General features: G+C 70.2%; 14 protein-coding genes. 3 read left to right on the top strand and 11 right to left on the bottom strand.

The window, feature by feature from the left end; genetic code table 11:
* Nucleotides 1–16 precede the first annotated feature (16 nt).
* Nucleotides 17–940, bottom strand: coding sequence for an AEC family transporter (locus VG296_RS10825; protein WP_325565512.1), 924 nt, complete (start codon nucleotides 938–940; stop codon nucleotides 17–19).
* Between the two features lie 36 nt (nucleotides 941–976).
* A complete protein-coding gene (locus VG296_RS10820; RefSeq protein WP_325565511.1) occupies nucleotides 977–1,930 on the bottom strand; it encodes a nucleoside hydrolase in 954 nt (317 codons plus the stop codon).
* A 121-nt stretch (nucleotides 1,931–2,051) separates the two neighbouring features.
* Here VG296_RS10820 and VG296_RS10815 point away from each other — a divergent pair, with 121 nt between their 5' ends.
* Nucleotides 2,052–2,771 (top strand): GntR family transcriptional regulator, encoded by a 720-nt coding sequence (locus VG296_RS10815; RefSeq protein ID WP_325565510.1) that lies wholly within the window; start codon nucleotides 2,052–2,054, stop codon nucleotides 2,769–2,771.
* A gap of 52 nt (nucleotides 2,772–2,823) precedes the next feature.
* Here VG296_RS10815 and VG296_RS10810 read toward each other — a convergent pair whose 3' ends face one another.
* From VG296_RS10810 to VG296_RS10770, 9 genes are all read right to left on the bottom strand, one after another.
* On the bottom strand, nucleotides 2,824–3,639 hold the full coding sequence (locus tag VG296_RS10810) for an SDR family NAD(P)-dependent oxidoreductase (RefSeq protein ID WP_325565509.1): 816 nt from the start codon (nucleotides 3,637–3,639) through the stop codon (nucleotides 2,824–2,826).
* A 3-nt stretch (nucleotides 3,640–3,642) separates the two neighbouring features.
* Nucleotides 3,643–4,500 carry an NAD(P)-dependent oxidoreductase gene (locus VG296_RS10805; protein ID WP_325565508.1) on the bottom strand — a complete coding sequence of 286 codons (858 nt, stop codon included), beginning with the start codon at nucleotides 4,498–4,500 and terminating at the stop codon, nucleotides 3,643–3,645.
* Nucleotides 4,497–5,615, bottom strand: coding sequence for a Gfo/Idh/MocA family oxidoreductase (locus VG296_RS10800; protein ID WP_325565507.1), 1,119 nt, complete (start codon nucleotides 5,613–5,615; stop codon nucleotides 4,497–4,499). The genes VG296_RS10805 and VG296_RS10800 overlap by 4 nt, the downstream gene beginning before the upstream one ends.
* Entirely contained in the window at nucleotides 5,612–6,535 is a 924-nt protein-coding gene (locus VG296_RS10795) for a sugar phosphate isomerase/epimerase (RefSeq protein ID WP_325565506.1), read from the bottom strand. Before VG296_RS10795 ends, VG296_RS10800 begins: the two co-directional genes overlap by 4 nt.
* A gap of 50 nt (nucleotides 6,536–6,585) precedes the next feature.
* Nucleotides 6,586–7,623, bottom strand: coding sequence for a substrate-binding domain-containing protein (locus VG296_RS10790; RefSeq protein WP_325565505.1), 1,038 nt, complete (start codon nucleotides 7,621–7,623; stop codon nucleotides 6,586–6,588).
* A gap of 76 nt (nucleotides 7,624–7,699) precedes the next feature.
* Nucleotides 7,700–8,737 carry an ABC transporter permease gene (locus VG296_RS10785; protein ID WP_325565504.1) on the bottom strand — a complete coding sequence of 346 codons (1,038 nt, stop codon included), beginning with the start codon at nucleotides 8,735–8,737 and terminating at the stop codon, nucleotides 7,700–7,702.
* Nucleotides 8,734–9,555, bottom strand: coding sequence for an ATP-binding cassette domain-containing protein (locus tag VG296_RS10780; RefSeq protein WP_325565503.1), 822 nt, complete (start codon nucleotides 9,553–9,555; stop codon nucleotides 8,734–8,736). Before VG296_RS10780 ends, VG296_RS10785 begins: the two co-directional genes overlap by 4 nt.
* 175 nt (nucleotides 9,556–9,730) lie before the next feature.
* A complete protein-coding gene (locus tag VG296_RS10775; protein WP_325565502.1) occupies nucleotides 9,731–10,885 on the bottom strand; it encodes an amidohydrolase family protein in 1,155 nt (384 codons plus the stop codon).
* Between the two features lie 2 nt (nucleotides 10,886–10,887).
* Complete coding sequence (locus VG296_RS10770; protein ID WP_325565501.1) at nucleotides 10,888–11,490, bottom strand: amino acid synthesis family protein; 603 nt, start codon at nucleotides 11,488–11,490, stop codon at nucleotides 10,888–10,890.
* Nucleotides 11,491–11,562: 72 nt separating this feature from the next.
* On the opposite strand from VG296_RS10770, the gene VG296_RS10765 reads away from it, so the two are divergent.
* Both VG296_RS10765 and VG296_RS10760 read left to right on the top strand, forming a co-directional pair.
* The gene (locus VG296_RS10765) at nucleotides 11,563–12,255 is read left to right on the top strand and encodes an isochorismatase family cysteine hydrolase (RefSeq protein ID WP_325565500.1); all 693 of its coding nucleotides are present in this window, start codon (nucleotides 11,563–11,565) and stop codon (nucleotides 12,253–12,255) included.
* 28 nt (nucleotides 12,256–12,283) lie between these two features.
* Nucleotides 12,284–13,036: SDR family oxidoreductase (locus tag VG296_RS10760; RefSeq protein ID WP_325565499.1), on the top strand; the 753-nt coding region annotated here is incomplete at its 3' end.

Below are 13,036 nucleotides of genomic sequence, written 5' to 3'. Positions count from 1 at the left end.
CTCGGCCGGTAGCCGCCTACATGAGGAGCATGTTGACGATCAGTAGGACTGGCACGGCGGCGAGCGTCGTGACGAGCACGATGTCGCGGGCCCGGTCGGCCGCGATGCCGAAGCGGCCGGCGTAGTTCGCCACGTTCTGGGCGGCCGGGAGCGCGGCGAGCACCGTGGCCCGATGCAGCAGTTGCGCGTCGAGACGGAACACGTAGGCGCCGAGCAGCCAGGCGATCGCCGGCATGAAGACGACTTTCAGCAGGCTGTTGACGACCACGTCCCTGCGCCCGGTGCCGGCCCGCAGGATCTGGGCGCCGTTCAGCGAGAGCCCGAACCCCATCAGCATCAACGGGACGGCCGCGTCGCCGATCAGTTGCAGCGGTGCGAAGGCGACCGAGGGAATCGGGATGTGCAGCAGCGAGACCAGGGTCCCACTGACCGAGGCGATGACCAGCGGATTGCGCACGGCGGCCAGGAGCGTGTGGGCGGTGGACGCCTTCTCGCCGAGCGCGGCTCGTTCCAGCAGCACCATCACCGGTGGGACGAAGAACACCAACTGCATCAGGATGATCGGAGCGACCGCCGCCGCGGAGCCGAGGACGTAGACCGCCACCGGCAGCCCGATGTTGTTCGAGTTCAGATACGCGCTGCCCATCGCCCCGATGACGAGTTCGCCGAGGCTCCGGTGCAGGACGAGGCGACCGACCAGCACCGAGACCGTGGCCGTGACCAGTGCCGCGCAGAAGGCGATGACCGCGACCGGTGAGACGAGCTCGGCGGGGTCGGCCGTGCCGAGCAGCGTGAACAGCAGGCAGGGCAGCGCGACGAAGAACACCGTGCGGTTCCAGACGAAGTGCCCGGTCTCGCCGAGCACTCGCGCGCGCCCGACGAGATAGCCGGCGAGGATGACCGCACCGATGACGCCGAAGCCCTCCAACACACCGATCATCGGGCGACTCCTCCTGGTCTGGCATGGCGAGCGGCCTCAGACGTAGCTGCCGAGCGTCTCGGTGAGCAGGTCGAAGAACCCGTCCACGTCGATGCCCACGGCGACCTCGGCGTTCGGCGGCTCGCCGCGGCGCACCGCGTCCTTGCCCTGCAACGGCGCCGTGTTCGCGTGCCGGTAGTCGCACACCGTCATGCCCCGGGTCCGGGTGCCGTGCAACTCGACACCCACGTGCATCTCGCGCAGCTCGAAGAGGTCCGGTCTGATCAGCGTGGCCGCGGCGAGCGGGTCGTGCAGCGAGGCGCCAGGCAGCCCGAACACCCGCTCGAGGCTGGCCCGGTAGAACTCCAGCAGGTCGGCCACGGTTGTGGCGACGGGGTTGCCCTGGCGCCGGATGCGCTCGATCCGTTCGGCGGTCGCCGAGGCGAGCCTGGTCACGTTGAGCCCGAACATCCGGATGGGGACGCCGCTGCGGAATACGATGTCGGCGGCCTCCGGGTCGACCCAGATGTTGAATTCGGCGGCCGGGGTGGAGTTGCCGAAGGTCAGCGAGCCGCCCATCAGCGAGATCTGCCGGATCCGCCCGGCCATGCCCGGGTCGACGGTGAGCGCGGCGGCCACGTTGGTGAGCGGGCCGGTCGGCACCAGCACCAGGTCGTCGTGACGCTTGCTCAGCTCGATGATCGTGTGCACAGCGTCCGCCTCGACGGCGCTGATGGACGGTGCGGGCAGTTCCACCCCGTCGAGCCCGGACTCGCCGTGCACCTCGGGCGCGTGCACCGCCTCGCCGACGAGCGGCTTGGCCAGTCCCCTGCTCACCGGGATGTGTTGAAGGCCCGCGAGCTCGAGCACCTTCAGGGCGTTGTCCGTGGTGCGCTCGACGGACTGGTTCCCGTGCACCGTCGTGACGGCCACGAGGTCGAGGTGCTTCGCCGCGAGCAGGATCGCGAGCATGTCGTCATGCCCCGGGTCGCAGTCAATGAGTACGTGCACTGTGAAAATCCGTTCCGTCGGTGCGCGGCGCGCGGCCCCGGATGGGGTAGCATGCTACTTTGCGGGTTGCGTGGCTGCCGGGGGCTGTTCCCCCGGTCGGACCGGGAAGGCAAGGACAGCGGTGACGCAGTACACGAAGCATTCGGACGTGATCTTCCGCGAGCTGCGCGCGGCCATCCTCAACGGCGAGCTCGAGAAGGGCTCGCTGCACTCGATCTACGAGCTCGCCGACCGCTACCAGGTTTCGCGCACCCCGGTGCGCGAGGCCGTGGTGCGCCTCGCGGACACCGGGATAGTGACTATCGAGCGCAACCGGGGCTTCCGGGTGCGCGGCCTGTCGGCGATCGAGATCCAGAACGTCTTCGAGGTCAGGCTGCTGCTCGAGGTGCCGGGCGCGGCGCAGGCGGCCACCGTCGACGATCCCGAGTACATCGCCGCGCTCGACGGCTTCCTCGCCGAGATGCACGAGGCGGTGGCGCGCGACGACGCCGAGGCGTTCTCCGCGGCGGACTACGCGCTGCACGACCGGGTGCTGTCCGCCTTCGGCAACCCGAGGCTCACCGAGTACATGCACACGCTGCGCAACTTCACCAAGGAGATGGGCGCGGTGACCCTCGGACACACCCGCACGCTGCGCGACGTCGGCCTGGAGCACGAGCCGATCGTCACCGCGATCAAGTCGGGTGATTCGGCGGCTTCGGCCAAGGCGATGGCCGACCATCTCGTCGAGACCGCGTCGCTGCTCATCGCGAGGGCGTCCGGACTCGACACCGAAGCGGCTGACTCGTCGTGGGCCGAGCCCTACCTGAGGCGGCTGAACGTGGCCGTGACCGAGGCGTGAGCTGTCGCGTGCGCGGCGCGTGCGTCGCGCGGTGAGCGGTGGCATGGGGGCCTCAGCCTTCTTCGGGCGAGTTGGCCCAGCTCTGCAGGGTCTGGCCCGCGTCGATCAGGTGCACGGAGCCGGTCACGTGCGCGGCCTCGTCAGAGGCGAGGAAGGCGATGAAGGCCGCGACGTCGTGCGGCTGGCCGAGACGCTTGAGCGGTATGCGGGCGGCGCGTTGCTCCGGGGAGAGCATGACCAGGCCCGGCACCTTATTCGGCAGACCGAGGGGCGTCTCGATGACGCCCGGGGCGACCGCGTTGACGCGGATGCCGTGCTTGGCCGCGTCGAAGGCTGCGACGCGGGTGAGCGAGAGCACCGCGCCCTTGCTCGCGGAGTAGGCGGCGCCGCCGTCGTGCACGTCCCATAACGCGTGCGAGGAGGACATGGTCACGATCGAGCCCGCGACGCCGTTCGTGACCATGTTCGCCAGCACGGCGCGCAGCGTCAGGAACATGGTGCGCAGGTTGGTGGCGATCACCAGGTCCCAGTCCGCGATCGGCATCTCCCACAGCACCCGGCGCGGCGCCGCCATCCCGGCGATGAGCGCGGCGGCGTCGATCCGCCCGTAGGCCCGCTGCGCTGCCTCGACCGCGTGCTCGGCCGCCGAGTCGGCGGTCAGGTCGGCGACGAAGTACTCCGCGGCGGTTCCCGCGTCCCGGAGGGTCTCGGCGAGGGCCGTGAGCGCGGCGGCGTCGCGGTCCACGAGGAACAGGCTCGCTCCTTCGGCGGCGAAGCGCTCAGCCGTCGCGCGACCGATCGCGCCGGCCGCGCCGGTGACGAAGGCGACGCGCTCGGAGAAGCGCATCCCGTAGGACGAGGAGGGCACGGCTCAGCGCTCCGTTCCATGGTCGTAGTCGTAATCGCGCCAGGACCGGCGCGGTGCGAATCCCAGATAGGAGATCGCCGCCGAGCTGTCCATGAGCGAATCGTGGCCCGCGAGCTCGCGCCGAAGCGGTGTCTCGGGGAAGTGCTCCGCGAGCAGTTCGGCCGTGGGCTGCTCGTTGAAGGTCTCGGGCGCGGCGAGGAAGAGCTTGGTGTGGCCCGTGTTGGGCCGGGCGAACGCGGCGGCCACGGCGTCGGCGGCGTCCCGCGTGTCGATGTAGCTCCACAGCAGGCGCACGTCCTTGCCGCCGGCGAAGGTCGCGGGCATCTCGCGCGCGAACGACTCCGGGGTGTGCAGCGCCGGGAAACGCAGGCTCACGGCGGCCAGCTTCCCGCCCGCGCGCGCCACGGCGGCGTCGATGATCTGCTCGCCGACGAGCTTGGACAGTCCGTAAGGGTCCTGCGGTGTGGAGTCGATGCCTTCGTCGAGCGGGAGATAGTCCGGCTGGATCGGCTGCACGAAGAAGGGATAGCCGATGACGCTGATCGAGGAGACGTAGACGAGCGTGGTCACGCCCGCGTCGACCGCGGCGTCCACCACGCTGAACGAGATGGACGTGTTGGTCGTGAAGACGTCGAACGGCGCGTGGCCGGCCGCCCGCGGATACCCGGCGAGGTGGGCCACCCCGTCGCAGTCCTCGAGTGCCGCGCGGGTCGCCCGCGGATCTCTGAGGTCGACGACGGCGACCCGGCTCGCGGCCGGTGCGACCACGTCGAGCCCGCGAACTTCGTGGCCCGCGGCCCGCAGGCTCGCCGCCACCTGGGCACCGAGGAACCCGGAGGCGCCGGTCACCGCGATGATCATCGTGTTTCGCTCCGTTCCGTCGGCGCCGCGCCGGTTGCGAGGGGCAGCGCGGCGATGATGTCGGTCGCGAGTTCGAGGTCCGCGAGGCCGCCCGCGATGGTGGACCGTACGGGAGCGCCGGTGCGGATGGCCTGCGCGAAGTGCTGAAGTTCGCGCCGGAACGGGTCGTCCGGCGGCGCGGTCACCTGCGTTTCGGCGCCCATGCCGAACCGGGTCTCACGCAGGGAGATGACCGTCGGGGCGTAGCGGATGTACGGGTGCGAGAACGTCACGCGGACCTCGGCCGTGTCGCCCGCGACGCCGACCCACTCGTCCCACCAGTCGTAGCGGGCGCCGGTGCCCATCTCGAACACGACGGGGGCGGCGTCGGCGTATTCGAGCACTGCGAGCAGGTGCTTCGGGTCGCGGCTGGAGGCGTACGCGACGCGATCGGGTCGGCCGAAGGCGACCCGCACCACGGACAGGTCGTGCGCGGCGAGCATGAGCAGCAGGGTGTAGAGCTCCGCGTGCTCGGCGTGCGTGCCGAGATGCTCCCTGATCCGGGCCTCGACGGCCGCCCGGTCCGCGGCGAGCAGGTGCGCCGGGATGTCGTCGAAACGCTCCTGGTCGTACATGGTCTTCGCGATGTCGAAGCGACCGGCCAGGTCGTGCACCGTGCGGACGCGCTGCTGCCCGCATTCCGCGAACCGGCGCAGCCCTTCCTCGAATCCGGGATCGAACAGCTTCATGTATCCGACCATCGCGACCGTGCCCGCGGCCTCGGCGGCCTCCCGCACGGCCCGTCCCTCGGCCGGGGTGAAGGCGAGCGGCTTCTCGACCAGCAGGTGCTTTCCCGCGCGCAGCGTCGCGATCGCGGCGGGGGCGTGGTCGTACGAGCAGACGATGACCGCCTCGATCTCCCGGTCGGCGATCAGCGCACTGCTCGAGGTCGTCGCCAGCCGCGCGCCGTAGCGCCGCGCCATGGCGTCGACCGTCCGCCGCGAGAGGTCGCAGACGCCGACGATCTCGAAGTCGGGCGATTCGGCCAGGAACGGCAGGTGCATGATCTGCGCGATCTGGCCGCAGCCGAGCACGCCGACGCGCACCGGACGGGACGGCCGGTCCGCGGCTTTCATCGGGCTCCCGCCGACTCGTTCGGCCGCAACGAGAGCCCGAGGCTCTCGATATAGCGGACGGACGCCTGCAGGGCGGCTTCCGGCGGTTCCCGCGAGCTGTCGAGCTCGATGATCACGATGCCGTCGTAGCCGTCGGCGAGCAGTTGGGCGGTGACTCCGGGGATGTCCACGATGCCCTCGCCGAGCGGCAGGAAGGAGGTGAACCGCGCCGGACCGCAGATGCCGCTCTGCCCGGCGACGTCCTTGTAGTGGACGTACTTGACGGCCGGGGCGTAGTCGCGGATCACCGCGACCGGATCGCTGCCGACCATCGCGAGATGCGCGATGTCGACGCAGAGCCCCGCCGGACCGTCGTCGAGCTCGTGCATGAGCCGGTCCACCTGCTCCCGGTTCTCGATGGCGGTGTCGATGTGCGGGTGGTAGGCCACCCACATCCCGTGTTCGGCGGCGACGGCGCCGATCTGGTTGAGCGAGCCCGCGAGCTCCCGGTAGAGGCTCGGCTCGTGGTCGCGCCCCGGCGGCGGGGGCGGCCCGCCGCCGAGCACGAGCCCGGGGGCCCCGAAACCGGCCAGCAGCCGGATGACCGCCTCCAGGGTGGCCAGTTCAAGGTCCCAACTCAGCGGGTTGACGAACTCGCGGTTGCAGTACAGCGAGCTGACCGCGAGCCCGGCCTCGGCCGAGCGGGACAGGGCCGCGATCCGGGAGAGGAGGGCGACGTCGGTCGTCCCCATGGGGACCGGCTTGAACCCGGTCCCCATGAAGCGCCGCGAGTAGTCGCGGGAGATGTCGTCCCGGCACAGCGCCTCGACGTAGGCGAAACCGTTCCGCCTGATGACCTCGAGCCCCTCGTCGAGCGGCAGGCCCGCGAGATCCCAGGTGTTGAGGTGGTAGCCGAAGGTGAAGCGCTGCTGGCCGGTCATTTCTCCCCTGACGATGTGTGAGGTGTTCGCTCCGTCGCTCCCGCGGAGGCTCAGGAGCAGCTGGTCATGTACTGGTACGTCTTGGCCGCGGCGCTGTTGACGTTCCCGGAGGTCAGCAGCATGGTCGGCGTCGAGGTGACCGTCGCTGTGGCGGGCACCGCCGAGGTCGATCCGGCGTGGCTGCGCAGGTACTTGATCACCTGGGTGGTGCCGATGTACGAGGTCTCATACGGGGACTGGCCGACCGTCGCCGCGAGCTGTCCCGACTTGAGCAGGGTGATCTGGTCGGGGCTGGAGTCGAAGGACACGAGCTTGACCTTGCTGCCGACCCCCGCGGCCTTGATCGCGGCGGCGACGCCGACCGCCTCGGGTCCGGAGCTGGCGTAGACGACCTTCATGTCGGGGTGCGCCTGGATCAGCCCGGCCGCGATCGTCGCGGCGGTCGAGGTGCTGTTCTGCGCGTACTGCGGAGAGAGCACCGACAGCTTCGGATAGGCCTTCTCCAGGGCCGGGACGAGCTGCGTGTACCGGTCGCTGTCGGTGGTGTTCCCGGTGGTGTCCGCGATCAGCCCGACCGTGCCGGCACCGCCGCTGAGCTGGCCGATGATCTGGACCAGGGGCTCGGCCGCCTTGAAGTAGTCCGTGATCGTGGTGCCGTAGGCGTCGGCGGGCTCGAGCGTCTGCCCGGTCGCCCACACCGGAGCGCCCTTGCCCATCAGGGACGAGACGGTGGTGCTGAAGCCGGTGTTGGAGAACGGGGCCAGCAGCATCGCGTCCGGGTTGGTCGCGGCCGCGGCGGCGAAGGCCTTGATCTCGTCGGTGGCCGAGTTGCCGGTCGGCCCCTCGAACTCCAGCGTCGCGTTGTTCGCCTTCGCGGCGGCCTGCGCGCCGCACTTGCCGGTGATGAAGAACGAGTCGTTGATGAGGGCGGCGATGTCGACGATGCGCAGCGTCTTGGTGGCCGCGTCGGTACTCACCCCGCCGCCGCCCCCGCTGGTGCCGGTGCTGCACCCGGCGAGCAGCGCCGAGACGGAGAGGACGGCCAGGCCACCAATGAAGTAACTGGAGAGTATTCTCATCTTGAGCATAAGGGTACTACCTCCTTGAACGGGTACTGATGCGGAAGGGTTGTGCAGGGAGGTGCGGTCGGGGAACGCGCGCCGGTCAGCGCGCGCGGAAACGCGGACCGCCGCCGGATTGGCGGAGCTGGTCGAGCGAGACCGCGGCGACGAGGATGACGCCGACCACGATCAGCTGGTAGTAGGCCGAGACGTTGATGACGACCAGGCCGTTGGCGAGGATCACCGCGAGTACGACGCCGCCGAGCAGGCCGGTCATGGACACGACGCCGCCTTCGAGCATGGTGCCGCCGATCACCGCGGCGGTGATCGCGGAGAGCGAGTCCTCGGTGTGCCCGGCGATATTGGTAGCGCCGAACCGGGTGATGTCGATGAAGCCCGCCATCCCGGCCAGCGCCCCGGCCGCCATGAACAGCAGCAGCAGTTTGCGGCGGGTGTCGAGCCCGGCCCGTTCGGCGGCGGCGCGTGAGGAGCCCATCGCGAGCAGGTGCAGGCCGAAGGCCGTGCGGCGCAGAACGATCGCGGCGATCACCCAGGCGAGGAAGGCGAGCAGGAAGGGCGCCGGGATGCCGAGCAGCGTGGCCACGCCGAAGTCGTTCTGCAGGGTCGCGGGCAGTCCGACGACGTCGGTGCCGCCGGAGACGATGTAGGCGACGCCCGAGACGACCCCCAGCATCGCGAGCGTGGCGATGAGCGAGTTCACCTTGAGCCGCGTGACGATGAACGCGTTGACCGCGCCCACGACCACCCCGGAGACGATCGCCGCGGCGATGCTCACGGCGAACACCACGCCGATCCCCGCGCTCGCGACCTTCTGCGCGAGCATCCCGCTGACCACCGAGGCGAGGATGAGGTTCGAGCCGAGCGAGATGTCGAACTCCCCGGCGCCGAGCAGGAACGCGATCGCGATCCCGAGCAGCAGTCCCTCGCCCGAGTCAAGCATAAGGTTTTTGATATTGGCTGGACTGATGAAGGTGTGGTTGATCGAGACCGCGGTGAACAGCACGACCAGCACCGCGTCGATCAGGAGCAGCCAGAAGGCGTTGTTCCCCACGAACCGCTGGATCCTGGTCCGCTGCTTCGCTCCGGGCAACTCGCCCGTCCGCGCGATGGAGAGGGTCACCGGTTGTCCTCCTCGTTCTCCGGGTCCGTACCGGTAAGTCCGACCATGGCCGCCACCACATCGCTCCGGTTGAGCGAGCCCGTGGGCCGGTCGAGCGCGATCTGGCCGTGCCGGAGCACGATCACCCGGTCGGCGATGTCGAGAATGCGCGGGATGTCATGGGAGATCACCATCACGCCGATGCCGGCCGCGGCCGTCGAGCGGATGAGGTCGCAGACGATGTCGCTCTGGATCGTGCCGAGCGCCGCCGTCGGCTCGTCCATCAGGATCCCCGCATTCGCCCACAGGCTGGCCCGGGCCACCGCGACCGCCTGCCGCTGGCCGCCCGAGAGATCCTTGACCGCCACCGAGACGGAGGGCAGCCGGATCGAGAGCTTGTGCAGCGCCGCCGCGGTCCGCTCCGCCATCGCCGACCTGTCCAGGAAACCGAGCCCGCCGAGCACGCCGCGGCGGGTGATCTCGTGGCCGAGGTACATGTTCTCCAGCACGCTCAGGTCCGGCGCGAGCGCGAGATCCTGGTGCACGACGGTGATGCCGTGCGCCTCGGCGTCGCGGGTGCCGCGCAGCACGACCTCGCTCCCGCCGACCCGGATCGCCCCGCTGTCGGGCGAGTACACCCCGCACAGGAGCTTGGTGAGCGTCGACTTCCCGGCGCCGTTGTCGCCGAACAGCGCGAGCACCTCGCCCTTGCGCAGGGCGATCGAGACGCGCCGGGTGGCCTGCACGTGGCCGAAGGTCTTGACCAGATCCGTGGCCTCGAAGACGTAGCCGTCGTCGGCCACGTCGGTCGACGACGGGATCGTTTCGCTAGCTGACACGCGGACTCCTGCCGGATCTCAAGGGAGCGGTACGAGTCGGTGGCACGCTTCCCCGACGGGAAACTCGCCGCCGAGTAGCATGCGACCGACTGTAGCATGCTACTCGATGGGGGACAACGGTTTGCGAACAACGGGCGGGGCCGACCCGCCCGGCCCCCCGCCCTCGGAGCCGATCTCAGCTGATCAGAGGGGCACGGGTCGGTGGCGGAGTGACCCGGCTCGGCCGCACCAGGACCTCGCCGTCGACCATCACCAGGGCGACCGACGGCACATCGCCGTGCCGGAAGGAGTCGAACGCGATCTCCCCCTGGCCACCGAGCGGCACGTCGAGCACGACGAGATCGGCGGGGCACCCGGGCGCGATGACCCCGACGTCGAGCCCGTAGCGCGCGGCAACCGAGCCCGAGGCCAGGCACAGCGCGGTCGCCGGATCCAGGCCCGCGAAGGCCGCGGAATAAGCGAGGGTGCGCAGCATGCCGAGCGGGAGGATGCCGGTGCCGGACGGGCTGTCGGTGCCGAACTGGAGCCGGTCGAGCCGGCCCAGTTCCAGCAGCCGCGTCACGATCCGGGTCAGCGCCCAGGTGTTGCCGGCCTGTACGACTTCGAGCACTGACTCGGTCTCGGCCAGAATCTCCTCGATCTCGTGCAGCGGCCGCGCGGTGGGACCTCCGTTCGCATGGCACACGACGTCGGGGCGCAGTTCGAGAACCATGTCGCTGCCGACGACATGGGAGCCGGGCACCGAGGCGCCGCCCACGTGCATCGGCACGACCCAGCCGCGCGAACGGGCCAGCTCGATCGGCTCGCGGATCCGCTCCGGATCCATGCTGGAACCGAGGCCGACCTCGCCGACGAGGCGGACCCCGGCGGCGGCCATCTCGTCGAAGTCGGCCGGGCCGAGGCCGGGTTCGATCAGCAGGGCTCCGCCGTGCAGCTTCGCGCCCGAGGGCCGCAGTTGCGCCGAGCTGAGCGCCGCCGCGATCGCGATCGCCTTCGCGCCGATCGGCGTGCGCTGTCGGCCCGGCCAATGGGTCTCCCCCGCCGAGATCAGCGTCGTGACGCCGCCGTTGAGATGGGAACCGACCCAGCCGAGCGTGTTCTGCCTCGGAGTGAAGTCGCCGAGCACCGGGTGGGTGTGCGGATCGATGAGTCCCGGAGCGAGCACGGCCCCGTTGACGTCGATCACCCGGTCGACCGCGGTGTCGAGCGTCGAGACTGGGCCCACCTGCTCGATCAGCGTGCCGTCGACGATCAGCGCGTCCGCGTCGAGGAGCGGGGCGGCGGCAAGGCCGGAGACGACGGCCGAGGCACCCCGGATCAGGGTCCGCATACTCAACGCACCCCGTCCGCGCCGACCGCGTCGCCCTCGGCGAGCCCGCCGACCCGCGCGTGCGGTCGGGGACCGTTCGCCGCCGCCAGGGCGACCACGATCTCGTTGGCGCGCGGCGCGTCGCCCACCCGGAACTCGACCGCGTCGAAATGGCTCCGGATCGTCATCGCCTTCTTGTGGTGCAACGGGATGTCGATGGTCGCACCCTGCCCGCCGCGCTTCTTCGCGCTCGGCAGGATGGAGACGCCGCCGGAAACCTCGCGCGTCGGGGCGCCGAACTTGGGGTGCAGGAGTGCGGCGATGTGCTCGAGTTCGCCGTGCTCGCCGACGATCCCGGCCTTGCCATAGGACTCCAGAGGCCCGCCGAGCAGTTCCTGCGCGCGCTCGGTGAACAGCCTGCCGAGCACCGCGCCCGCGTCGGCGAGCACGTCGAGGCTCGCGGAGAAGCGCCCCGCGTACGGATTGATCAGCACGGCGGCCACGACCACGCGGGTGACCGGACTCGCCGCCGGATAGTCGCCGTCGGCGTTCACCTGCTCGATCTGCGCCACCCATTTCCGGACTGGTACGGCAAGGCCTGCTGCCGCCTGCTCGAATATCGACACGTGGACTTCCCTTCGAAGGCGGGTAGCATGCTAGCCTTTCTGACTAGCATGCTACCTGGACGGAGAAGGCGATTGGTACCCCGGACCGCGCTCATCGTGATCGACATGCAGAACATGTACCTCGACCAGGAACGCCGTGACCGCTATGGCTGGCCCGCGATCTACCGCCTGGACGAGACCGTGGCGCAGTGCGCCGCGCTGCTGCGAGCGGCACGCGCCGAGAGCATGCCGATCATCTACACCCGGGCGGTCAGCCGCGCCGACGGGGCGGACACCATGCCGGCGATCGACGCGCTCCGGCGCGCGGTGAACGCCGAGGCCGACCCCGTCGAGGACGAGACGGCGTGGACGTCGGCGATCATGGACGCCGTGGCGCCCGAGCCGGGCGACATCGTCCTCACCAAGCCGCGATGGGACGCCTTCTTCGCGACCGAACTGGAGAACATCCTGCGTCGGCTCGACGTGAACCGGCTGCTCATCGCGGGTCTGCAGACCAATGTGTGCGTCGACTCGACGGCGCGCGCGGCGCTGATGCGCAACTTCGAGGTCGCCGTCTCCGAGGACGCGGTCTCCACCGACGGCAAGCATCTCCACTTCAACGGCCTGAACGCGCTGCGCGTGCTCTACGCCGAGGTCGCCCCCTGGCGGGAACTGCTCGCCGAAGGCGCCGACTGGACTCGGCGCCTCGTGCGACCCGGCTACGGCCGGCACAACGACGCTCTCCCCCACCCCGACGAGCCGACGGAATCGACGGAGCCGAAATGACGACACGGCGGTCGGAAAGGAGACCAGGATGACGACCCGCTCGGTTGTGGTGACCGGCGCGAGCACGGGTATCGGCGCAGCCGCCGTCCGGCTGTTCCGCGCCCGCGGCTGGCAGGTCGTCGCGGTCGCCCGGCGCGAGGAGCGGCTGGCCGCCCTCGCCGAGGAAACCGGCTGCGACTACTTCGCAGCGGACCTGACGGACGCGGCGCAGGTGGACCGGCTCGCCGCCGTCGTCCGCGCCCGAGGCCCGCTGACGACGTTGGTCAACAACGCGGGCGGCGCGCGCGGCCTCGCCTCCGTCGAGCACGGCGACGTGGACGACTGGCGCTGGATGTACGAGATCAACGTGATCGCCACCAAGCAGGCCATCAGCGCCCTGCTGCCCGAACTCCGCGCCCACGCGGCGGAACACGGCCACTCCGACATCCTGACGGTCACCTCGACCGCCGGCCACGTCGCCTACCGCGGCGGCGCGGGCTACAACGCGGCCAAGTTCGCCGAACACGCACTCGTCAACGTACTAAGACAGGAGCTGATCGGCGAACCGATCAGGGTGATCGAGATCGCCCCCGGCCTCGTACAGTCGGAGGAGTTCTCACTCAACCGCTTCGACGGCGACCGCCGCCGCGCCGAAGCCGTCTACGCGGACGTGCCGGGACCGCTCACCCCCGACGACGTGGCCGAGGCGATCGTGCACTCGACCGAGCTGCCGCCACACGTGAACATCGAACTGGTGACCGTCAAGCCGGTCGCGCAGTACAACAGCTTCCTGATCGCCAAG

It is taken from the genome of Actinospica sp. (genome assembly GCF_035552695.1).
Classification (GTDB): Bacteria; Actinomycetota; Actinomycetes; order Streptomycetales; family Catenulisporaceae; genus Actinospica.
Note: the sequence above shows the minus strand (reverse complement) of the source record. Positions and strands in the feature narration are given on the sequence as shown.